This window comes from Pseudomonas sp. SCB32 (assembly GCF_009189165.1).
Classification (GTDB): Bacteria; Pseudomonadota; Gammaproteobacteria; order Pseudomonadales; family Pseudomonadaceae; genus Pseudomonas.
In genome coordinates, this window is the sequence record NZ_CP045118.1 from 3,835,585 (window position 1) to 3,856,118 (window position 20,534).

Genomic DNA, 20,534 nt, shown 5'->3' on the forward strand with positions numbered 1-20,534 from the left:
GCTACGATCGCTCCCACAGCCTTTGCCACGCGTTGTAGCGAGCTCGGAAGCCACCACCCAGCTCTGATGGACCGCGCTCCAAACTACTCGATAGACCTTGTTCATGATTCTCTCTTCCCGAAATTGGGTTGCTTTGGAAATTGCCGATGGGTATTCGCGTTGTCCGGTGATCGGTGCCACGCGAAACATGTGGGGCCATCGTAAAAATCCAGGCAGAACGAGAGACCCAGCAGATCCTGATGCGCCTGTAGTACAAATCCTTATCCTGAGAAATCTCTTACAGCGCACTATCCAATGCGACGCAGCAGAGCCACGCAGACGGGCTGCCGAACCGGCAGAATCCGCTGCTGAGACGCGCGAGCAGGCACAGGACCTGTCGAATCGACTGACAGCACCGAAGCCGCAGTAGTAATCAACCGGGAAGAAGAAGGCTCTTGCGTATGAGGGGGCTGGGCAGTAGCGCATTGGCAAAGCGCCGGGGCCGATAGAACCCAGCCAATGGCGTCGGCAAACTCCGCCGCCAGGGAGCCGATGTCCTGGATTGCTTGACTGCAGGATCTGCGTATTCAACGGCAGGGACGACGTATGTCGTCACCACCGACGCAGGACGCCGCATTGCGCGGCTGAAGGCCATCAAGCACTGACGCTATCGTCCAGGCTGTACCAGAGTCCCCGGTCACAGACCCGATAGCCGAAGGGGCTTTGGTTGTAGGCGCGAGCGTACCCAGATCTGCATCCATTCATACGGGATGACGGGGCTGGTGACTAATCGAAACCAGCCCTCTCCATCGAGCAGTCGGCGTTGTGCGGCGCCTATTGAGCAGCTGCAGGCTTTCCGACCTGCACAAGGTTGGCGACCTGGAGACGGTAGTCCATCCCCAGCAACATTCCCCGGCCGTACCAGGGCTGACCGTAGTGCAGGAGCGTCAGCCCATCGCTGGTCGATGCGTCGTAGCGCGTGCCGGAGTTGGTGGTGAAGGTGAGCCGGTTGTGCTCAAGGCGCTCCAGGCGGTACTGGGTATCCTGCGCCTGCATCTGCTGCTTCAGCCTCGCCAGGTAGCCGGGTGCCAGTTCACGGAAGATCGCCTGGGCCTGCTGCCGGTATTCAGGCTCGGTCAAGCCCGGCGTAGCCGACAGCCGTGTGGCGATGATCGCGAAAGTATCGGCATCAGCCCGCGCCTGGCCCAGCTTGAGCGAGAGCAGGCGGCCCAGGACGGCCTGGTCGATCACCCGCGCGGGCTCGCCCCCCGCCTTCTTGTCGCCGCTTGCATTGCCGGGAGGCTGGCTACGCATCACATCGTCAGGGTTCAGCGGAGTCAACGCCGCACTGGCCTGGGCGGCAGCACAGGCTTCGGCCTGCGCCGCTCGGTCGCCGTTGACCAGCAAGGCCGTCGCATCGGCGCTCTTGAGCGGCAGCCGGGCGGCATCGATACCGTACTGGGCCAACTGCGCCGCGCTCTGCTGCGGGGTCATCTGCCCCTGGGCCAGCAGGCAAAGGTGATTGACCAGCACGGGAATGCGCTTGCCATTGAAGGTGGGATACAGCGCGCGCACCGCCTCCTGAATCACCGGCAGCGCTGGCACGCTGACCCGCTCGGCCGATGTGGCCGCCCCGCCGGAGGGCCCTTGCGGGCCACAGGCCGCCAGTGAAAGAAGCAGCGCCGGGAGTGCGAGGAGCTTGTAGTTCATAGGACCACCAGAAGGGAAAGGAATCGGTGCCGACGCACAGTCCGCCGGCGGATACGGCGGCGATTCTAGAAATCCATCCGGTAGGGAGCGGCCCTCGAAATCTCATGAGCACGTAGGAAATTTCTTGTTGCTTCCACGCGAATGTACACACGAGAGTCAGGGACGTAGGGCGAATGATGTTCGACGTTATCCGCCGATTAGCCTGGCGCTCAGGGCGCGTCAGGCTTGACCGCCGAAGCTGCCGACAGATGCGGGTGACACGGCGTACAACCGTGAACGGATGTACGCCCTACGACCTGCTAACCTCAGCCGACCACGCCTCCTTGGACATCACGTCATGCTGTTGGGTCTGAACCACCTCACACTGGCTGTAACCGACCTTTCCCGCAGCATCGCCTTCTACCAGTCCCTGCCCGGCTCGAAGCTGAAAGCGAGATGGGCAACCGGCGCCTACCTGGCGCTGGGCGAACTCTGGCTGTGCCTTTCGCTGGACGAGAAGCGGCAGAAGGAAAGGCAACCGGACAACACGCACTACGCCATCTCTGTCGCCCAGGACGATTTCGCGGTCACCTGCGCGCAACTGCGTTCGCTGGGCATCGTCGAGTGGAAAGCGAATGTCAGCGAAGGCGACTCGTTCTACTTCCTCGACCCTGACGGACACAGGCTGGAGCTGCATGTGGGCAGCTTGGCGTCACGGCTGGAGAAGTGCAGGCTTGAGCCCTATCGGGATATGGAATTCTTCGACTGATGCGAGCGCCTCGCGGACAAGGTCCGCTCCTACGCGAGCAGCATGCAACTCACCTGTAGGAGCGGGCCATGCCCGCGATGCGTTTACGCCTCGGGCCGCTCCAGGCGCGCTACCTTGGGCAGTTCCTCGAATGGCACCCACAACCGGCCGTGCCACTCGAGCACGCCCAGATGCTGGTTGCTCCAGCTCAACTGGGATTCGCGCGGGCGCAATGCCGGGTGCTCCGCGCTGCGCTGGGCCGGCGCCACCTGGCGGTTGAGCCAGAAGCGTACGCTGCGGTTTTCCGGGTGGTGGTAGTTGATGAGGGTGACGTAGACGCCGGAATCGCTGACCAGCAGGGCCTTTTCGTAATTACCGTTGTTGTCGGTGATCCAGCAGGTGCGCAGCTGGTCGTCGTCGAGGCTGTTGTGCAGGCGCTCGTCGAGCTGCCGGCCGATCAGGCGGCCCAGGTCGGTGGCGCAGAACCAGGGTTCGTCATCGAGCAGGAAGGCGCGCAGCTGGCGGCGGTGGCGGATGAAGGTGGAGGAGATGAGGATTTCGTTATCCATGGCGGACCTCCGCGAGCGTGCGCAGAAAAGAAATCCTGAGAGGGCAATTGCCGGAGCAATAGAGCTGATGTCGCATTCGGATTACCTACTGGTTCGTTCATTTCTCGCCCCCTGTTCAGAGGGGCGACCGGGTGCTTGAACACGGCAGTAGGACCGCCTGCAGTTTTCCCCTTTCGGGTGTTATATGGCTGCACGCCACCCGGCCATAGCAGTAGCTACAGCAATAAAAACAACCGCTTTTCCGGGATGGCGGCAACCGCCTACTGGGTGTGTTCAGCACCGCACGCAAAGGTACTTACTCGCCCAGCGCTCTGTTAGCCCTCCCGAAGCGCGCGGGGATGATACGGAAACTTCGCACGCGAGATAGTGGAATCAGTTCATAGGAACGTTCACTTCTCGCAGGCATTTGCTCAGGGCTGGGATGGCGAATACCTGTAAGGCCGAGGGGGGACACTCAGTCATTGCTCACGAACCGCACTCTGCCGTTATTTCTGTAGGGGGCGGACATTGATCGCGGGCATGGCCCGCTCCTACAGGTTGAACTCAGTGCGTCCGTTCCTTGTAGGAGCGGACCTTGTCCGCGAAATCCATCGCGGATGGCTCCGTTCCAACAGGGAAACACCTGCGCATCGCACCCACGCAGGAGCGGACTCCGTCCGCGATCAGCCGTGGTTCACGAGCAAGGAATGGGCGTCCCCCTCGGTCCTACGGGTGTTCATCCTGCAACGTGGGTGCAGTGGCAAGCCTTCGCGGACAAGGTCCGCTCCTACGAGGGCATCCGCCGGCGCGACGTGGCGATCAACCCGGTGGCGCGGGCGCGCAGTTGCCCGCAGCCGCCGTCGACATCCTGCCCGGCGCTGTTGCGCACCTTGGTCAGCACACCCCGGCTGTGCAGGTAGCGAACGATCTCGTTGATGCGCTCGCCGTCCGGGCGCTGGTACTGGTCGCCTTCGAGGCTGTTGAAGGGGATCAGGTTGAGGACGCCGAACTTGCCCTTGAGCAGGCGCAGGATGCCGTCGAGCTCGTCCTGGCTGTCGTTGATGCCCTTGAGCAGCGTCCACTGGTACTGGATGGGGTAGCCGACCTGCCGGGCATAGGTTTCGCCCAGCTCCACCAGTTCGTCCGGGCTGAGCTTCGGCGCGCGCGGCAGCAGTTGCTCGCGCAATTCGGCATTGCTGGTGTGCAGCGAGAGCGCCAGCGCCGGTTTGATCCGCTGCTGCGGCAGGCGCTCGAACACGCGCGGGTCGCCCACGGTGGAGAACACCAGGTTCTTGTGGCCGATGCCGCCGTCGGTGCCGAGGCGATCGATGGCCTCGAGCACGTTGTCGAGGTTGTGCGCCGGCTCGCCCATGCCCATGAACACCACGCGATTCACCGCTCGGATGCGACGAGCCAGCACCACCTGGGCAAGGATTTCCATGGCGCTCACCTGGCGCAGCAGGCCGCTCTTGCCGGTCATGCAGAACAGGCAGCCCACCGCGCAACCGACCTGGCTGGACACGCACACGCCGCCGCGCGGCAGCAGCACGCTCTCCACCATCTGGCCGTCGCGCAGCTGCACCAGCAGGCGCTCGGAGCCGTCCGCGCCGGGGTGGCGGGAATGCAGGCGGGCCAGCTGCGCAAGTTCGGCGGCGATGTCCGCCACGCCGTTGCGTACGGTGAGCGGCAGGAAGTCTTCACTGGCCTGGCGCTTCGTGCCGCTGTCCAGCGCCCTGCCCTGCAGCCAGGCGCGCAGCATCCGGGCGCGGTGCAGGGGCAGCGCTCCGAGATCGGCGAGGCGTTGGTCGAGGTCGGTGTAGTGCATGGGGCGCGCATGCTACCACCGGCAGGGTTCGCGGCGTAGCGCAGGCTGTCGCCGGGCTCGCCACTGGAGGGATGGGCGCGGCGATGCTAGGGTCAGGTTCTGCAATTGCCCATCGCAACAGGATGTTCGCCATGCGCCTGACCGGCCTCCTCACTCTCAGCTGCTCGCTCACCCTTTCCAGCATTCCTCCGGCCAGCGCCGCCATGGCGCCGGACTTCGACGCCAAGGTGCAGAAGGCCGCCGAGGCGGTGATGCGCGAGAACGGCATCACCGGACTGGCGATCGGCGTCACCGATAACGGCGAGCAGCGCTTCTATAACTTCGGCCTGGCCTCCCGCGAGAATCACCAGCCGGTCACCAGCGACACGCTGTTCGAGGTCGGCTCGATCAGCAAGACCTTCACCGTGACCCTCGCCGCCTTCGCCCAGGCCGCCGGCAAGCTGTCGCTCAAGGACAGCCCCACCCACTACATGCCGGAGCTGCGAGGCAGCGCGCTGGACAAGGTCAGCCTGATCAACCTCGCCACCCACACCGCCGGCGGCTTCCCACTGCAGATTCCCGACGCGGTGCAAACGCCGGAGCAGCTCACCCAGTACTACAACGACTGGCAGCCGCAGTACCTCGCCGGCAGCCAGCGCACCTACGCCAATCCCAGCATCGCCCTGGTCGGCTTCGCCACCGAGCGGGCGCTCGACATGCCGTTCAAGACGGCGATGCAACGCAACGTGTTCGCCCCGCTGGGCCTCTCCAACACCCACATCGAGGTGCCGGTGACCCGCCAGGGTTACTACGCACAGGGCTACGACAAGGACGACGCGCCGGTGCGGATCAATCCCGACGTGCTGGCCGACGTGGCCTATGGCGTGCGCACCAGCAGCCGCGACCTGCTGCACTTCGTGGAGATCCAGTTGGGCCGGGTCAAGCTGGGGGAAAAGCTGCAGGCTGCGCTCGACGCCACCCGCACCGGCTACTACAAGGTCGGCCCGATGACCCAGGACCTGATATGGGAACAGTACGCCTACCCACCACGCCTGGAAGAGCTGCAGCAGTACAACGGCAGCCAGATGGTCCAGGGCAGCCAGCCAGTCACCGCGATCGACCCGCCGCTGCCACCGCAACAGAAGGTCTGGGTGAACAAGACCGGCGCCACCGCCGGCTTCGGCGCCTACGTGGCCTTCGTACCGGCGAAGCAGCGCGGCATCGTGCTGCTCGCCAACCGCAACTACCCCAACGACGCGCGAGTGAAGCTGGCCTGGGACATTCTCTCGCGGCTGCAGTGAGCTCAGGCGTCGGCCTGGGCCTTGAGGAACAGCGCGAACAATTCCGGCTGTGACTTGATATTCAGCTTGGCGTAGATGTGCCGGCGGTGGACCTTCACCGTCTCGGCCGAGATGTCCAGCTTGTTCGCCACTTCCTTGTTCGAGCAGCCGCCGAGCATCAGGCGGATCACGTCCAGCTCGCGGGCGGTCAGCGGCGTACCCAGGCGCGCCATCGCCGCCTCCAGATCGCCCTGCCAGCGCGGTGCCTGGCGCGGTGCCTGCTCAACCATGGCGCCCTCGAAGAACAGGCGCTGGCGCATCAGCCCGGCAACCCACGGCCGGATCAGCTCCAGAAGCGCGATCTGCTCCACCGTGAAGCGCCGCCGGCTGCCCAGCGACAGGCACAGTGTGCGCGTGTCGTCGAGCTGCACGTTGTACTGCACCTCGTCCTCCTTGACGTTGCGATCGAAGTACAGCCGGTAGTACTCGGTCTGGCGGAAGCGCTCGGGGGCCACCTCGGACAGGCGGAACAACCCGCTTCCAGGCCTCTCGCGGTTGGCGACATAGAACGGGTCGAGCAGGTACAGGCCTTTGATGTAGTCGTGGAACAGCGGATCGGGCGACTCCCCTTCGTAGGGGCTCTCGGCAAACAGGTAGGGCCGGCCATCGCTGAACAGTAGCGCCACCCAGTTATCCAGCGGCACGTACTCATCCAGTATCCGCGCCAGCGCAGGCCAGAAGCCGGGCCGGTCGAGCGACTCGACCAGCTGCCCCACCGACCGGTGCCAGGCCACATCCGCAAGGCTCAGGTTCATCCGCATACCCCCCGGGGTTAACTACTCGACGTGATAGGAAATCCTTAAGCGAAACGCATACTTGCATTGCCTCCGGGGCCTTGTCACTGGCCTTGGCGGAGTCCTCTCGAACAACAACAAGGCCCGACAATGAAACTCGAATTGGTACAGATGACAGGCCGCGACGGCGACACTGCGCACAACCTGCAGCGCATCCTCAAGGCCATCGCCACCTGCGCGCCGGACACCGATCTGGTGGTTTTCCACGAGTCGCAGATCACCGGCTTCCTCGATGCCGGCAACATCGCCGCCAACGCCGAGCCCCTCGACGGCCCGAGCGTGTGCGCCATCGCCCAGGCCGCCCGCGACCATGAGGTCGCCGTGGTGGTCGGACTGATCGAGAACGACGGCGGACGCTTCTACAACACCACGTTGTTCATCGCGCCGGAGGGCATCCTGGCGCGCTACCGCAAGACCCACCTGTGGATCTCCGAACCCGGCCTGGTGGAGCCCGGCGATCGCTACGTGACCTTCCCATGGCGCGGCGTGCGCATCGGCCTGCTGATCTGCTTCGACGCCGAGTTCCCCGAGACCGCCCGCGCCATGGCCGAGCTGGGCGCCCAACTGATCCTGGTCACCGACGGCAACATGGAGCCCTACGGCCACGTGCATCGCACCTCCATCGCCGCCCGCGCGCAGGAGAACCAGGTGTTCGCCGTGGTGGTGAACCGCGTGGGCAGCGGCGACGACGACCTGACCTTCGCCGGCGGCAGCGCCGCGTTCGATCCTTTCGGCCACCTGCTGTTCGAAGCCGGGCGCGAGGAATGCCGGCACAGCGTCGAGCTGGACTTCACCCGGCTCGCCGCCGCCCGCGAGTTGTACGACTATCAGCGGGAGAAACGCTTCCGCCTGCCGGGTGAGCGCATCGAGCACGCCGACGGCCGCCGCGAACTGCTGATTCCCTGAAACGAGCCGCCCTTTGCCGGTTGCAACCTGCCCATAACAATTCCAATGAAAACCGTCGGCGCTCCCCACGGAGCGCCGGCCAGGAGCATCCCATGAAAGTCCCGCGATTACTGGCACTGGCGTTGGCCAGTCTGATCGGTGCGCCGCTGTCCGGCGCCTGGGCCGCCGACGGCCCCACCGTGCACCTGTACAACTGGTACGACTTCATCGCCCCCGAAACGCCCAAGGAATTCCAGCAGGAAAGCGGCATCACCCCGGTGCTGGACGTGTTCGACAACGCCGAGGTGATGCAGAGCAAGCTGATGGCCGGGCGCACCGGCTACGACGTGGTGGTGATCAGTGGCGACGTCATGCCCAACCTGATCAAGGCCGGCGTACTGCAGGAACTGGACCGCGCCAAGTTGCCGAACTGGCCGCACCTGGACCCGGAAGTGCTCGCCACCCTGCAGAAGAACGACCCCGGCAACCGTTATGGCGCGCCCTACCTCTGGGGCACCACCGGCATCGGCTACGACGTCGACAAGATTCACGAGCTGTTCGGCGACCAGGCGCCGGTGAACACCTGGGACCTGATCTTCAAGGAAGAGAACATCGCCAAGCTCAGCCAGTGTGGCGTCGCCATGCTCGACTCGCCGACGGAGATCGTCTCCATCGCCCTGCACTACCTGGGCCTGCCGCCCAACAGCCAGAACCCCGACGACTACCGCAAGGCCGAGGAGCTGCTGCTGAAGATCCGCCCCTACGTGCGCTACTTCGACTCCTCGAAGTTCATCACTGACCTGGCCAACGGCAACACCTGCGCGGTGGTCGGCTGGGAAGGCGGGGTGTTCGATGCGCGGCTCACCGCCGAGCGCGCCGGCAATGGCCGCAAGATCGCCTACAGCATCCCCCGCGAAGGCGCGCCGGTGTGGGTGGAAAGCTTCGTGCTGCTCAAGGACGCCCCGCACCCCGAGCAGGGCCTGAGCTTCATCGACTACATGCTGCGCCCGCAGGTGATCGCCAAGAGTTCCGACTACGTCGGCTACCCCAACGCCAACCGCGACGCCACCACGCTGGTGAATGCGAAGCTGCGCGACGACCCCGGCGCCTACCCGTCGAAAGAGGTGATGGCCACGCTGTTCCCCCTCGAACCCCTGCCGCTGAAGGCGGAGCGAGTGCGCACCCGGGTGTGGAGCAAGGTCAAGACCGGCACCTGAGCCGTTCCATCATTGCCGCTGATAATTTCCATCGAGACGCGGGTACTGATCCCTGGCGGGCGATCCTGTTAGCGTTGTGCCCTGACAGTATCCGCCACCACAGGACCAGTGCCTTGCCCCGCATCCCCTTGCAGCGTGCCCCCATCGGCGACTACAGCCACTCCCCGCAAGCGCGCGGTGGCCGCTTCCACAACCTCACGCCACGCCCGGCGCAGATGCCCGAGCCGAATGCGAAGGTGCTGTGGGACGTGCTGTTCAACAAACCGAAGAACACCGTGCCGCACGCGCCGGTGCCGGTGCGCGCCCTCAGCCGTACCGAGCTGGACTACGCCCCGGACCGCAGCCTGTACCGCCTCGGCCACTCGACCCTGCTGCTGAAACTGCGCGGCGGCTGGTGGCTGACCGACCCGGTGTTTTCCGAGCGCGCCTCGCCCTTATCCTTCGCCGGCCCCAGGCGCTTCCACGCACCGCCCATTGCCCTGGAAGACCTGCCGCCGATCCGTGGCGTGATCCTCTCCCACGACCATTACGACCACCTCGACCGCGCCACCATCCAGGTGTTGACCGAGCGCGCCGAGGTCTTCATCACTCCGCTTGGCGTCGGCGACAGGCTGATCGACTGGGGCGTACCGGCGGACAAGGTGAAACAGCTCGACTGGTGGCAGAACATCCAGGTGGATGGCCTGTGCCTGACCGCCACACCCGCGCAGCACTTCTCCGGCCGCGGCCTGCGCGACGGCAACCGTACGCTCTGGTGCTCCTGGGTGATCGAGGACGAACGCCTGCGCATCTTCTTCAGCGGCGACACCGGCTACTTCGACGGCTTCGCCGAGATCGGCCGGCGCTTCGGTTCATTCGACCTGACGCTGATGGAAACCGGCGCCTACAACGAACACTGGCCCTACGTGCACATGCACCCTCAGGAGACCGTCCAGGCGCACCAGGACCTCAATGGCCGCTGGCTGCTGCCGATCCACAACGGCACCTTCGATCTGGCCATGCATGCCTGGTACGAACCCTTCGAACGCGTGCTGCAACTGGCCGGCGAGCGCGGCATTGCGGTCACCACGCCGATGATGGGCGAGCGCATCGACATCGATTCCCCGCACTGGGGTGAGCACTGGTGGCGCGCCGTGGTCGCCGAAGAAGTCAGGGCAGCGACGCCGCGTGGCGCTTGCCGCTCCGTTCGGGAAAGCTGATCCGGATCGCTGGCCGGCTTGCAGCGTGAACCGCGCAGCGAGCCGACATCCATAGAAACGCCGATACGCCCGGTCTGCACACCGGGCAATACCGGTGCGCCAGCGGGTGTGGGCTGAACGAGCGCGAAAGATCAGGGGGATGCGTAGCGCCACTGTCCGCACGCTTTGGGACAGCGACGGGGCCCTGCCGGCTCGGCGCTGGCGCAATTGACCAGGGCGAGCGTCCCGGGCAGGACTCCCATGGGAAAGGAAAAAAAGCGACCGGACCCTGAGTGAGCACATATGGGGACAGCTCCGGCCGCGAGTCGTCATCATCGCGCAGCTCGATTAAGGTTTCCTTAGGAGCCGGCCCGCCAGCGCGCCGGGGTGGTTCCGGTGCGCGCCTTGAACAGACGGACGAAGAAGCTGACGTTCTCGTAGCCGACCTCGGCGGCGATCTCGCGCACCGCCAGCTGGGTCGCCAGCAGCAGCTTCTTCGCCTTGTCGATGCGTACCTGCTGCAGGTACAGATTGGGCGGCAGTCGCGTCGCCTCGCTGAAGCGGCGCTTGAAGGTGCGCGCGCTGACCCCGGCCTGGCGGGCCATGCGCTCGATGGTCAGGGGCTGCGCGTGATGGCTTTCGATCCAGTCCTGCACCTGCAGCACGGTCTCGTCGCAATGGTTGCGGTGGCCCGGCAGGATAGGTCCGAGAAGGTGCGGATCGGCCACCAGCAAATGGGTGGCACAGAGTTGCGCGAAGCGGTCGCCACGCTCCTGGGCAAGGATATCCAGCAGCGCGTCGAAGCAGCCATTGAGCGACCCGGTGCTGTACAGACCACCCTCCTGCAGGAAGGACTCACGCGCCACGAAGCGGCTTGCCGGGTACTGCAGGCCCAGCTGCCGCACGAAGGACCAGTGGGTGGCCAGCAGGCCGCCGTCCATCCGCCCGCTGGCGGCCAGCCAGGCGGCGCCGGTGGTCAGCGCCAGCACGCGGGCGCCTGCGTCGATCCGCTCGCCCAGCCAGCCAAGCGCCCGGATATCCGGCTCGAAATGCGCAAGACGCGGCCCCTCGATGGCCGGCAGGACGATCAGGGTTGCCTGCGCGACATCCGCCAACGTGCCATCCGGGGTGATGACATGGCCTCCCGCGGCGCACACCGGAGCGCCATCGACGGATACCAACCGCACCTCGAACGACTGCTCCATGCCGACGTGCAGCTCCAGCAGCGCAGCGATGCGGAAGAAGTCCGCCGCCGAAAACAGGCCCATCGCCCAGCAGCCTTCGTAGGCCAGAATCGCCACCTGTTTCACGCATCCCCCTGGCCCGATCGGACTATGCATGCGCCCGTCTGAACATCGCCGCGAGCGCCTGGCCGCAATACTATGGCCGAACGCAAAGCGAGTCAGCCCCGCCGCACAGGAGAGCGTCATGTCGTTGCCAATCAGCACCCGCGAACACTGGATCAGCACCGGCAAGGGCCAGCTGTTTGCCCAGTCCTGGACGCCCGCCGAAACCCACGGCGAACCGATCCTGCTGCTGCATGACTCCCTGGGCTGCGTGGCACTGTGGCGGGACTTCCCGGAGAACCTCGCGCGCGCCACCGGCCACCTGGTGATCGCCTATGACCGCCTCGGCTTCGGCCGCTCCGAGGGCTACCCCGGCGCCCTGCCCCTGGGCTTCATCGACGACGAGGCGCGGGAGAATTTCCCCGTGCTGCAACAGCACTTCGGCTTCGAGCGCTGCGTGGTGTTCGGCCACAGCGTCGGCGGCGCCATGGCGGTGGCCTGCGTGGCGCAGCACCCGCTGGCTTGCGCGGCGCTGATCACCGAATCGGCCCAGGCTTTCGTCGAACACCAGACCCGCGACGGCATCCGCGCCGCCGAGCAGGAGTTCGCCCGCGAGGGCCAACTGGAGCGTCTGCAGAAATACCACGGCGACAAGGCCTTCTGTGTACTTCGCGCCTGGGTCGACACCTGGCTGTCGGACGACTTCAGCGACTGGAACCTGGACGCAGAACTGGCCCTGGTGAAGTGCCCGATCCTCAGCCTGCACGGCGAGCAGGACGAATACGGCACGGCGGCGCACCCGGAGCGCTTCACCTCGGTGCCGGGCGTACCCACGGTGCTGAAGCTGCTTCCCGATTGCGGCCACGTTCCGCATCGCCAGCAGCAGGCGGCGGTACTCGCGGCGGTGAGCGATTTTCTCCGGCAGTTCGGCGGCGCAACGACGGGCTAGAACCGCCCCATCGAGCGATCAGCCAGCACGAGCCTGCCCATGAACCCGACCGGATTCGCCGCGCGGGTCGCTGCCATCGCGCGGCACGCTGTCGCCCTTCTCCGCACGCCACCTGTTACCCCAAAGAAAAAGCCCGACACGGTGGTCGGGCTTGTGGGTTTTAGTAGGTGGCCGGCGCTGGTCTCCGGCTTACAAGGTTTCTGAGGAATCTGGCGGAAGAGATTCAACCTCCCCGCTTCACGCGGCCTATGGGACAACTCTCGCGCTTGCAGCCGTGTACCCCGGGAACGTGCCCCACGTCTCCTTGCTATCCACTTGCGCATCAGTCTGCGTTCTCACCTACTGGATTGAGGTTAGCAAAAGTCCCGGCGTGTCGACCGGGACTTTTTAGATTGATTTTTTTCTTTAGCGTGATGGTCCGAGTGGAAAGGAACTATCCGACGGCGCCTGCCCAGACTTGCCGCTACCACCGATTGCAGGCGCTCGCCGCAGCCGATGTCAGAAGCGCTCATCCCTGATGGCCGGGAGCGTCAGTTCGCGCACGAACGAAGCGCCGGACAGTCGCAGCAACGCGTCGACCAGCGTGACCACATCATGCACGGGTATCTGGTGCCCTTCCCCCCGCGCCGCGGCATCGGCCAGCGGAGTGGACAGGGGATCGTCGGTGTTCAGGTAGCCCAGCTGCAGCACGGTCACCGCCAGGCCTTCGTCCCTGAAGCCTTCGCGCAGCGCATCGGCCATGCCGTTGAGGGCGAACTTGGAAGCGCCGAATGCCACTTCCGGGCGCCCGCTCTGGCGCAGGGCCGAGGTCGAACCCGTCAGGATCAGCTGCGGCCTGGCGGAGCCGAGCAACCTGGGAACCAGGCGCTTGAGCAGCAACAGCGTGGAAACGATGTTCACCTCGACCAGCCTGCCGATGGACTCGTCGCTATCGCTCAGGAACGCGTACTGCTCGCTGAACGCGTGCTCCTCCCAGATGCCGACGTTGCAGATCAGGACATCGAGTTCGGCAGGCGCTTCAGCCTCGATCAGCGCCACCGCTTCCGCTGGCCGGGCAAGGTCCGCTTCGATCCACTCAAGGCTTACCTCCGACGCAACCGCCAGACCTTCCGGCAGCCGGCGCGATACACCGATCACGCTGTCACCCGGCTTCCCGAGCCCCTCGACCAGGGCGCGGCCCAGTCCCCTGCTCGCTCCCACGACCATCATCTTCATGCTGTTCCTCCTTGCGCGTTGGGTTGCCCAGTTCAATTAACTCCAGTGAATGTTGAGGACAACGAAGTCCAGCAGCGTCCAGACGACCAGCGCCAGGTGAGTCAGTTGCAGCCCCTCCTGGCGTATCCAGTAGCCGAACCAGAGCCCGCCCAGCAGCATGGCGAACAGGAAGCCGAGGGCAGCGCTCAAGGCGAGATTCAGCCAGGGCCTGGCCGCTTCCAGGCCGTCGCCCAGCAGCAGACCGTAGCAACCCATCCAGGCCGCAAGCACCGCCACCGCCTGGATCAAGACGATGATGGTCAACGCCAGGCGATGCAGGGCGGGCGACGACACGGCGCGAATCCGCAACGGGCTATCGATCGCCGGCGGCAGGGCCAGCGGCGCCATGGACAGGGTCGCGCCCACCGCCTTGGTCGAGCTGGCGAAGGCATGCAGATTGTTGATCAGCGCGATGCTCAGCCACAGGCTGAATCCAAGGAAGCACGTGCTCTGGAAAATCATCAGTGAAGTCTGGGTATCCATTCCTGGTCCTTGTGGAGGCCTGTTGCCAATGCACTTACCCAAGCCGCCGAAGCGGACGGCGATGGGTAAGGCCGGACGGACTCTAAGACCTCAACCTAACTTGAGGTCAACAGACGGCAGGAGAAATGAACTGCCCTCCCCGCTACTCGCGCTTCGCAGGGGCGGCGGCGTACCGGCGGGAATCCCGTCCCGCCGGTCGAAGAACAGCACCGGTTGCTCGATGTGCGCCAGGCGGGCGGCAATAGAGTCTGGCTAGACCGGCTGGGCGCCGATCAACAGCTGCGCCGTCTGCAGGCAGCACTTCTCCGCCTTGCGGGCGCTGAAGGCCTTGTGGTCCAGCGCCCACTCCAGCCAGAAGCCATCGATCAGCGCGGTGATGATCAGCGCGCTGCCCTTGGCATCCAGGGCCAGTTCGCGCTCGGCGGCGATGGCCTTGAACACCGCCTCGAGCTCCTTGCGGTAGTCGGCGTAGAGCTTGCGATTGAGCTCGCGCAGTTGCTCGGAGGACACCGCCGCCCCCCAGAAGCCGAGCCAGGTGGTGAGGATGAATTCGTTGAAGATGCTGCCACGGAACGACGAGCGGATGATCGCGGTGAGGCGTTCCACGGGCGTCCCGCCCTTGGTCTCCAGGTGGCGGCGGGTCTCCTCGCGCAACTGGTTGGTCAGCTCCTGGTAGGTGGCGAGCATCAGCTCGTCCTTGCTGGAGAAGTGGTGGCCGATCAGCCCGACCGAAACCTCTGCTTCGTCGCAGATGCGCTCGATGGTGGTGCCGGCGTGGCCGAAGCGCGTGATGCAGCGCATGGTGGCTTCGACGATGGCCTTGCGCCGGGTCTCCGGGTCCACCCGGGTCCTGCGCTTGCGGGGCTTGTCGCCCGGACTGTCCACGCTCATAGCTGAATCCGCTTCCCTCACTGGAATGGCAAGCCCGCCCGGCGCGGGGCACCGGGCGGGCGGGGACGCCAATCTAGCAAGATTTGCCGGCGTGCGCAGGTGCCGTGGCGCGGCCTCAGGCCATGGCGCCGCTTTCCAGTCCCTGGTCGAGGCGACCGACCTGGCTGAGTTCCTGCTGGATATTCTGCGAGCGGCACAGCCACCAGTAAGCTAGCGCCGACACCGCCAGGCCGATCGGCATGCTGACATCGGCGCCGTCCAGTTGCCGCGCCACGTAGCCGGTGTACAGGCCGGTAGCGGAGAACGGCAGCATGACCACGAAGCCCACCAGGTAGGCGCCGATGCCGCGCCAGTTCCAGCGCCCGTAGAGTCCATCGGGCTTGAATATCTCGCGAATCGAGAAGCGGCCGTGGCGCACCACGTAGAAGTCCACCAGGTTGATCGCCGTCCAGGGCGTGAACAGGTACAGCAGGATCGCCAGGAAGTCGCCGAAATCCTTCACGAAGTTGTCCGAGGCGGTCATCGCGATGAAGATCGCCGCGCCGCCCACCGCCAGCATCGAGAGCACACGCTTGAGCAGGGTCGAGGTTTGGGTCTTCACGGTGTCGACGATGCTCAGCAGGGTGATCGATGCGCCGTAGAAGTTCTGCGCGGCGCTGGTCACCAGGCTGAGCACCGCGAGGATCAGGATGAACTCGCCGAAACCGTGGAACACCCTGTCACCCAGCAGCACCAGCCCCTTGGCAAGGTTCTGGCCGGGGCTCAGGGCGGCGGCCAGGGCACCGAGCAGCATCATCCACACGCCACCGATCATCGCGCCCAGGTAGGTCCACCAGAATGACGAACGCACGCTGACGTTCGGCGGCAGGTAGCGCGAGTAGTCCGATACATAGATCGCCCAGCTCAGCTGGTACGCGGCGGCAACGAAGAACTGCGCGAGGAAGGGCGTGGCCTTGAAGCCGCTGAGGGTCAGCTGCTCCTGCGGCAGCCTCACGTAGACGCACAGGCCGACGGTGAACACCGCCATCACCCCGATCAGCAGGAACGCCAGCCAGCGCTGCACCTTGTGGAAGGTGTTGTAGCCGGCGATGGCCATGACGATGGCCAGCAGCGAGAAGAGGATCGCCGACGGCTCCTGCGGGGCGTTGAACAGCTCGTGCAGGGTCTGCCCCACCAGCAACTGGTTGAAGGCGTTGTAGCCGACGTAGGTGACGATGGCCACCACGTACACCAGCAGCGCCCCCAGGTAGCCGAATTGCGGACGCGACTGGATCAGTTGCGGCAGGCCCATCTGCGGCCCCTGGGTGGAGTGCCCGGCCATGAACAGCGTGCCGAAGGCGCAACCGAGGAGGATGGCGATGGCCGACCACATCAGGTTGGCGCCCAGGCCGATGCCGATGATGCCCACTGCCAGGGTGGTCAGGTGCGCCTCGCCGCAGAACCAGATGGGCCACAGGTGCCACGCCTTGCCGTGACGCTCGGCAAGGGGCACGTAGTCGATGGAACGGGTTTCCAGATTCAGCCGTCCGTTGGCGGAGGCAGTCTTGGGAGCTGACATGGGGTTCGTACCTTTATTGATATTGTTGTGAGCACAGCAAGGTCGTCGCTTCCCGCGACTAGGCCCGTTCCTCGTCCAGGGCCTGTTGCAGCAGATACTCCAGGTCTTCGAGACTGCTTGGGCGCGGATTGGTCTGGCGCGCCGGGTCGCCCAGGGCCTTGCGCGCAATGGCCGGAATGTCGTCGCAGCGCAGGCCGAGGGCGGCCAGGGACACCGGAATGCCAAGGCTGTCCAGCCGCGCACAGATCGCCCGCTGGAAGCTCTCGAAGTCCTCGTCCGCCAGGCCCATGGCGCGACATACCGGCCCCAGGCGCGACTCGATGGCCTCACGATTGAAGCGCAGTACCCTGGGCAGGATCACGGCGTTGGTCAGGCCGTGATGGCTGTCGTAGGTGGCACCGACCATGTGGCTGAGGGCGTGGACCAGGCCCAGGCCCTTGAGGAAGGCGACCCCGGCCAGGCACGAGCCGACCAGCATGCGCCCGCGCGCATCCAGGTCGTCGCCCTGCTCCACCGCCCGTTCCAATGAACCCCAGAGCAGCTCCAGCGCCTGCAGCGCGGCGCCATCGCAGAGCGGGTTGAAGGTCGGTACGAAGTAGGCTTCCAGGGCATGGATGACCGCATCCAGGCCGGTCCATGCCGTCAGTCGCGCCGGCAGGCTGAGGGTCAGCTCGGGGTCGAGGATCACCGCCTGGGGCCGCGCCAGCGGGTGCCAGACGCAGCCCTTGATGGCGCGCTCGCTGTCGGTGAGCATCGCCGTGCTCTCGGTCTCGGCGCCGGTGCCGGCGGTGGTCGGGATGCAGATCACCGGCGGGAAGTCGCTGGCGACGCAGCCCTCGGGCACCGGCTTGTCGAAATCGAACGCCCACAGTGGCAGGCGCGTCTGCCGGGCCACCAGGGCCACGGCCTTGCCGCCGTCCAGGCCACTGCCACCGCCCAGGGCGATGATGCCGTCGGCACGCCACTCACGGAATGCCGCGGCGCCTTCGAGCACGGCGCTGTCGCTGGGGTTGGGCTCAATGTCGCCGAACAGCCCGCAGGCCAGGCCGGCGTCGTTCAGCAGGTCCTGCAGCTCGGCCACGAAAGGCAGGCGCAGCGAGCCCTGGTCGGTCACGATCAGCGGCCGGGAGATGCGATACCGACGGCACAGCTCGACCAGTGCAGTGCGCGCGCCGGGGCCGTACTCGATGGGCAGTGGCAGGCTCCAGCTCTGCCGCGACAAGGGGGAAAGGTTGGCAATCACGGTAATGCACCTTCAGCAACGGATGATGGTCGACTTGAGTTCGCTGTACTTGTCCAGGGCGTGCACGGAGTTGTCGCGGCCGTTGCCGGACTCCTTGAAGCCGCCGAACGGGAAGTTCATGTCGAGCAGCTCGTCGTAGCAGTTCACCCACACGGTGCCGGCCCGTAGTCGTCGCGAGGCGCGGCGGATGGCGCCGAGGTCGGCCGACCAGAAGGCCGCCGCCAGACCGAACTCGCTGGTATTGGCGAGGGCAATGGCTTGGTCCAGATCGTCGAATTCGATGACGCTCAGCACCGGCCCGAAGATCTCCTCGCGGGCGATGCGCGAGCTGGCGTCGGCGGCGAAGACGGTCGGTTGCAGATAGTGGCCACCGGGGACCGTCGCGCTGTCCTCGCCGCCCAGCAGCAGGCGCGCTTCACCCTTGCCCAGCTCGATGTACTGCCGCACCCGCTGGTACTGGGCCGCATCGATCAGGCTGCCGGTGACGCTGGCCGGGTCCAGCGGGTCGCCGGGCAGGTAGGCTCGGGCGGCCTCCAGCAACTCGACGGTAAAGGCCTCGGCGATGCTGCGTTGCACCAGCAACCGCGAGCCTGCGCTGCACACCTGGCCCATGTTGCTGAACACCGCGGCCGCCGCCGCTTGAGCGGCGCGACGCAGGTCCGGGCAGTCGGCCATGACGATGTTCGCGGACTTGCCGCCCAGCTCCAGCCAGACGCGCTTGAGGTTGCTGTCCGCCGCATTGCGGCTGATCTGCCGGCCGACCGCGCCGGAGCCGGTGAAGGCCAGGCAGTCGATCTGCGGGTGCAGGCTGAGCAGGCGACCGGTTTCGCCGTCGCCCGGCACTACGTTGAACACGCCGTCGGGAATTCCCGCTGCGCGCGCCAGGCCGGCGATGCGCAAGGCGCTCAGCGGGCTCTTCTCCGAGGGCTTGAGGATCAGGCTGTTGCCGGCGGCCAGGGCCGGGGCGAGCTTCCAGGTCGCCATCAGCAGCGGGTAGTTCCAGGGCACTATCGCCGCCACCACGCCGACCGGCTCGCGCGTCACCGTGCCGAGGAACTGTGGGTCGCAAGCGGGGACTTCCCCGCCAACCTTGTCGACCAGTTCGGCGAACCACTCCAGGCAGTAGATGGAACTGGGAATGTCGACAGCCGTGGTATCGGCGATGGGCTTGCCGGTGTCCAGGGTCTCCAGCAGGGCCAACTCCTCGGCGTGCTGGCTCATCAGCGCGGCCCAACGCAACAGAACGGCCTTGCGCTGGCGCGGCGCCAGGTCGGCCCAGTCACCGTTCTCGAATGCCCCGCAGGCGGCACCCACAGCGCGTTCTACGTCGGCCCCACGGCATAATGCGACCTGCGCCAGTTCGCGGCCATCGATCGGGCTGCGTACGAGAAAAGTCTCGCCATCGCTGGCATCCACATAGGCGCCGGCGATGAAGGCTCGCGCCTCCACTGTCAGGTCCCGGCTCTTTCCACGCCAATAGGCGGCATCTCTGAGTTGCGACATGCGCATCCCCTCATGTTGTTCTTGTTAAGGCTGGGCGATCCTAGGCAATACTGAAAATTCATTCAATAGCGAAACAGCAACATACTGAATATATTTTCAATAAAGCAGACATGAAGAAGACATGAAGGCCAGGGAAGATGCGCCATAGGGCGCCTTGCCCGGCCGAACGGCAGGCGACGAGTGGCAGGTAAGGGAATCGACCAGGGGCCTCATCAGGAACGAGCATCAATTGACGCCAGCGTCCGGGCCGGACGGGCATGGGGAACGCAGGCGGGAAGCCTCGGCTACCCGCGGCCGTTGATCGTCTCTCCTGGCCTTTTTCCAGACCGGACGTTGATGCAGACTTACGGTCTTCGCGGGTGTCCGGTAGATTGACCCTGGTACCGAGACTGCGCTGACAGGACTCGCCCTGAGTGCTTGAGCCTGCGCGCGGCACACTCTGTCCCCACTCATGGCATGTCCGAACGCCGGCGTCCGTCGATCACCTGCCGGGCGTCCTAACGGAGGCAAACGATGACACGGGTTCGCGTTGACGGCTTCACCCTCTCCCTCGACGGCTACGCAGCGGGTCCGGATCAGGACATCGACAATCCACTTGGCGTTGGCGGGACGGAACTGCACCAGTGGCTGGTGCCGACACGCACGTTCCAGCGGTCCTTGTTCGGCAAGGACGAGGGTACGACCGGAATCGATGACGATTTCGCCGCCCGCGGCTTTCAGAATGTCGGAGCCTGGATCCTGGGGCGGAACATGTTCGGCCCCATTCGCGGGGACTGGCCGGACACGAGCTGGAAAGGCTGGTGGGGCGACAATCCGCCGTATCACGCTCCAGTCTTCGTCCTGACCCATCACCCTCGCCCGTCCATCGAGATGGACGGCGGCACCACGTTCCACTTCGTCACCGGGGGCATTCGCGAGGCGCTCGACCGCGCCCGCGAGGCGGCAGCCGGAAAGGACGTGCGGATCGGCGGCGGGCCGGCCACCCTCCGGCAGTACCTGCGGGAGGGCCTCATCGATGAACTGCACATCGCCATCTCGCCGGTCCTGCTCGGCCGGGGCGAATCGCTGTTCGCAGGACTTGATCTGCGGGCCCTGGGATATGAGTGCGTGGAATCCATCGCCTCGGAAAAAGCCACGCATGTCATCCTGCGCCGCCGGGGACACTCGGGCGCCTGAGCGACCGAC

At 65.6% G+C, this 20,534-nt stretch carries 19 protein-coding genes and 1 pseudogene; 8 read left to right on the plus strand and 12 right to left on the minus strand.

Annotated features, from left to right (window positions below; all coding sequences use genetic code 11):
- Positions 1-36: 36 nt before the first annotated feature.
- Both GA645_RS29325 and GA645_RS17465 read right to left on the minus strand, forming a co-directional pair.
- A pseudogene (locus GA645_RS29325) lies at positions 37-465 on the minus strand (ESPR domain-containing protein); the annotation flags it as partial.
- Positions 466-813: 348 nt separating this feature from the next.
- Positions 814-1,689 (minus strand): hypothetical protein, encoded by an 876-nt coding sequence (locus GA645_RS17465; protein ID WP_152224254.1) that lies wholly within the window; start codon positions 1,687-1,689, stop codon positions 814-816.
- A gap of 337 nt (positions 1,690-2,026) precedes the next feature.
- On the opposite strand from GA645_RS17465, the gene GA645_RS17470 reads away from it, so the two are divergent.
- On the plus strand, positions 2,027-2,437 hold the full coding sequence (locus tag GA645_RS17470; protein WP_152224255.1) for a VOC family protein: 411 nt from the start codon (positions 2,027-2,029) through the stop codon (positions 2,435-2,437).
- A gap of 83 nt (positions 2,438-2,520) precedes the next feature.
- On the opposite strand, the gene GA645_RS17475 is transcribed toward GA645_RS17470, so the two are convergent.
- Together GA645_RS17475 and GA645_RS17480 are read right to left on the minus strand one after the other, a co-directional pair.
- Positions 2,521-2,985 carry a BRO family protein gene (locus GA645_RS17475; protein WP_152224256.1) on the minus strand — a complete coding sequence of 155 codons (465 nt, stop codon included), beginning with the start codon at positions 2,983-2,985 and terminating at the stop codon, positions 2,521-2,523.
- 766 nt (positions 2,986-3,751) lie between these two features.
- Positions 3,752-4,789 carry an RNA methyltransferase gene (locus GA645_RS17480; protein ID WP_152224257.1) on the minus strand — a complete coding sequence of 346 codons (1,038 nt, stop codon included), beginning with the start codon at positions 4,787-4,789 and terminating at the stop codon, positions 3,752-3,754.
- 131 nt (positions 4,790-4,920) lie between these two features.
- Here GA645_RS17480 and ampC point away from each other — a divergent pair, with 131 nt between their 5' ends.
- On the plus strand, positions 4,921-6,069 hold the full coding sequence (ampC, locus tag GA645_RS17485; protein ID WP_152224258.1) for a class C beta-lactamase: 1,149 nt from the start codon (positions 4,921-4,923) through the stop codon (positions 6,067-6,069).
- A 2-nt stretch (positions 6,070-6,071) separates the two neighbouring features.
- Here the strand turns inward: ampC and GA645_RS17490 are convergent, their stop codons facing one another.
- Positions 6,072-6,863: a helix-turn-helix transcriptional regulator gene (locus GA645_RS17490; RefSeq protein ID WP_152224259.1), complete on the minus strand. Its 792-nt coding sequence runs from the start codon at positions 6,861-6,863 to the stop codon at positions 6,072-6,074.
- A 129-nt stretch (positions 6,864-6,992) separates the two neighbouring features.
- Between GA645_RS17490 and GA645_RS17495 the strand changes: the two genes are divergently transcribed.
- From GA645_RS17495 to GA645_RS17505, 3 genes are all read left to right on the plus strand, one after another.
- Positions 6,993-7,808, plus strand: a complete 816-nt coding sequence (locus GA645_RS17495; RefSeq protein WP_152224260.1) for a carbon-nitrogen hydrolase family protein — start codon at positions 6,993-6,995, stop codon at positions 7,806-7,808.
- A 92-nt stretch (positions 7,809-7,900) separates the two neighbouring features.
- Complete coding sequence (locus GA645_RS17500; RefSeq protein WP_152224261.1) at positions 7,901-9,004, plus strand: polyamine ABC transporter substrate-binding protein; 1,104 nt, start codon at positions 7,901-7,903, stop codon at positions 9,002-9,004.
- A 122-nt stretch (positions 9,005-9,126) separates the two neighbouring features.
- Entirely contained in the window at positions 9,127-10,203 is a 1,077-nt protein-coding gene (locus GA645_RS17505) for an MBL fold metallo-hydrolase (RefSeq protein ID WP_372239810.1), read from the plus strand.
- A gap of 338 nt (positions 10,204-10,541) precedes the next feature.
- Here GA645_RS17505 and GA645_RS17510 read toward each other — a convergent pair whose 3' ends face one another.
- A complete protein-coding gene (locus tag GA645_RS17510) occupies positions 10,542-11,492 on the minus strand; it encodes a GlxA family transcriptional regulator (RefSeq protein ID WP_152224263.1) in 951 nt (316 codons plus the stop codon).
- A gap of 118 nt (positions 11,493-11,610) precedes the next feature.
- Here GA645_RS17510 and GA645_RS17515 point away from each other — a divergent pair, with 118 nt between their 5' ends.
- Complete coding sequence (locus GA645_RS17515) at positions 11,611-12,417, plus strand: alpha/beta fold hydrolase (RefSeq protein WP_152224264.1); 807 nt, start codon at positions 11,611-11,613, stop codon at positions 12,415-12,417.
- A gap of 39 nt (positions 12,418-12,456) precedes the next feature.
- Positions 12,457-12,621 carry a hypothetical protein gene (locus GA645_RS28855; protein WP_178119573.1) on the plus strand — a complete coding sequence of 55 codons (165 nt, stop codon included), beginning with the start codon at positions 12,457-12,459 and terminating at the stop codon, positions 12,619-12,621.
- 294 nt (positions 12,622-12,915) lie between these two features.
- Here the strand turns inward: GA645_RS28855 and GA645_RS17520 are convergent, their stop codons facing one another.
- The 6 genes from GA645_RS17520 to GA645_RS17545 all read right to left on the minus strand — a co-directional run bounded on the left by GA645_RS17520 (position 12,916) and on the right by GA645_RS17545 (position 19,349).
- Positions 12,916-13,632, minus strand: coding sequence for an SDR family oxidoreductase (locus tag GA645_RS17520; protein ID WP_152224265.1), 717 nt, complete (start codon positions 13,630-13,632; stop codon positions 12,916-12,918).
- Between the two features lie 36 nt (positions 13,633-13,668).
- The gene (locus tag GA645_RS17525) at positions 13,669-14,154 is read right to left on the minus strand and encodes a DUF2165 family protein (protein ID WP_152224266.1); all 486 of its coding nucleotides are present in this window, start codon (positions 14,152-14,154) and stop codon (positions 13,669-13,671) included.
- Between the two features lie 252 nt (positions 14,155-14,406).
- Positions 14,407-15,045, minus strand: coding sequence for a transcriptional regulator BetI (gene betI / locus GA645_RS17530; RefSeq protein ID WP_152224267.1), 639 nt, complete (start codon positions 15,043-15,045; stop codon positions 14,407-14,409).
- A gap of 115 nt (positions 15,046-15,160) precedes the next feature.
- On the minus strand, positions 15,161-16,603 hold the full coding sequence (locus GA645_RS17535; RefSeq protein ID WP_152224268.1) for a cytosine permease: 1,443 nt from the start codon (positions 16,601-16,603) through the stop codon (positions 15,161-15,163).
- 58 nt (positions 16,604-16,661) lie between these two features.
- Positions 16,662-17,846 (minus strand): iron-containing alcohol dehydrogenase, encoded by a 1,185-nt coding sequence (locus GA645_RS17540; RefSeq protein WP_152224269.1) that lies wholly within the window; start codon positions 17,844-17,846, stop codon positions 16,662-16,664.
- Positions 17,847-17,858: 12 nt separating this feature from the next.
- On the minus strand, positions 17,859-19,349 hold the full coding sequence (locus GA645_RS17545) for an aldehyde dehydrogenase (RefSeq protein WP_152224270.1): 1,491 nt from the start codon (positions 19,347-19,349) through the stop codon (positions 17,859-17,861).
- Positions 19,350-19,862: 513 nt separating this feature from the next.
- Here GA645_RS17545 and GA645_RS17550 point away from each other — a divergent pair.
- On the plus strand, positions 19,863-20,525 hold the full coding sequence (locus GA645_RS17550; protein ID WP_152224271.1) for a dihydrofolate reductase family protein: 663 nt from the start codon (positions 19,863-19,865) through the stop codon (positions 20,523-20,525).
- Positions 20,526-20,534 lie beyond the last annotated feature (9 nt).

Bases quoted from the DNA above. Each gene is read 5' to 3' on its own strand.
- GA645_RS17520 (WP_152224265.1), bottom strand. From the start codon at position 13,632: ATGAAGATGATGGTCGTGGGAGCGAGCAGGGGACTGGGCCGCGCCCTG.
- GA645_RS17470 (WP_152224255.1), top strand. From the start codon at position 2,027: ATGCTGTTGGGTCTGAACCACCTCACACTGGCTGTAACCGACCTTTCC.
- GA645_RS17535 (WP_152224268.1), bottom strand. From the start codon at position 16,603: ATGTCAGCTCCCAAGACTGCCTCCGCCAACGGACGGCTGAATCTGGAA.
- GA645_RS17495 (WP_152224260.1), top strand. From the start codon at position 6,993: ATGAAACTCGAATTGGTACAGATGACAGGCCGCGACGGCGACACTGCG.
- betI (WP_152224267.1), bottom strand. From the start codon at position 15,045: ATGAGCGTGGACAGTCCGGGCGACAAGCCCCGCAAGCGCAGGACCCGG.
- GA645_RS17550 (WP_152224271.1), top strand. From the start codon at position 19,863: ATGACACGGGTTCGCGTTGACGGCTTCACCCTCTCCCTCGACGGCTAC.
- GA645_RS17465 (WP_152224254.1), bottom strand. From the start codon at position 1,689: ATGAACTACAAGCTCCTCGCACTCCCGGCGCTGCTTCTTTCACTGGCG.
- GA645_RS17545 (WP_152224270.1), bottom strand. From the start codon at position 19,349: ATGTCGCAACTCAGAGATGCCGCCTATTGGCGTGGAAAGAGCCGGGAC.
- GA645_RS17525 (WP_152224266.1), bottom strand. From the start codon at position 14,154: ATGGATACCCAGACTTCACTGATGATTTTCCAGAGCACGTGCTTCCTT.
- GA645_RS28855 (WP_178119573.1), top strand. From the start codon at position 12,457: ATGAACCCGACCGGATTCGCCGCGCGGGTCGCTGCCATCGCGCGGCAC.
- GA645_RS17515 (WP_152224264.1), top strand. From the start codon at position 11,611: ATGTCGTTGCCAATCAGCACCCGCGAACACTGGATCAGCACCGGCAAG.
- GA645_RS17490 (WP_152224259.1), bottom strand. From the start codon at position 6,863: ATGAACCTGAGCCTTGCGGATGTGGCCTGGCACCGGTCGGTGGGGCAG.
- GA645_RS17480 (WP_152224257.1), bottom strand. From the start codon at position 4,789: ATGCACTACACCGACCTCGACCAACGCCTCGCCGATCTCGGAGCGCTG.
- GA645_RS17500 (WP_152224261.1), top strand. From the start codon at position 7,901: ATGAAAGTCCCGCGATTACTGGCACTGGCGTTGGCCAGTCTGATCGGT.
- ampC (WP_152224258.1), top strand. From the start codon at position 4,921: ATGCGCCTGACCGGCCTCCTCACTCTCAGCTGCTCGCTCACCCTTTCC.
- GA645_RS17475 (WP_152224256.1), bottom strand. From the start codon at position 2,985: ATGGATAACGAAATCCTCATCTCCTCCACCTTCATCCGCCACCGCCGC.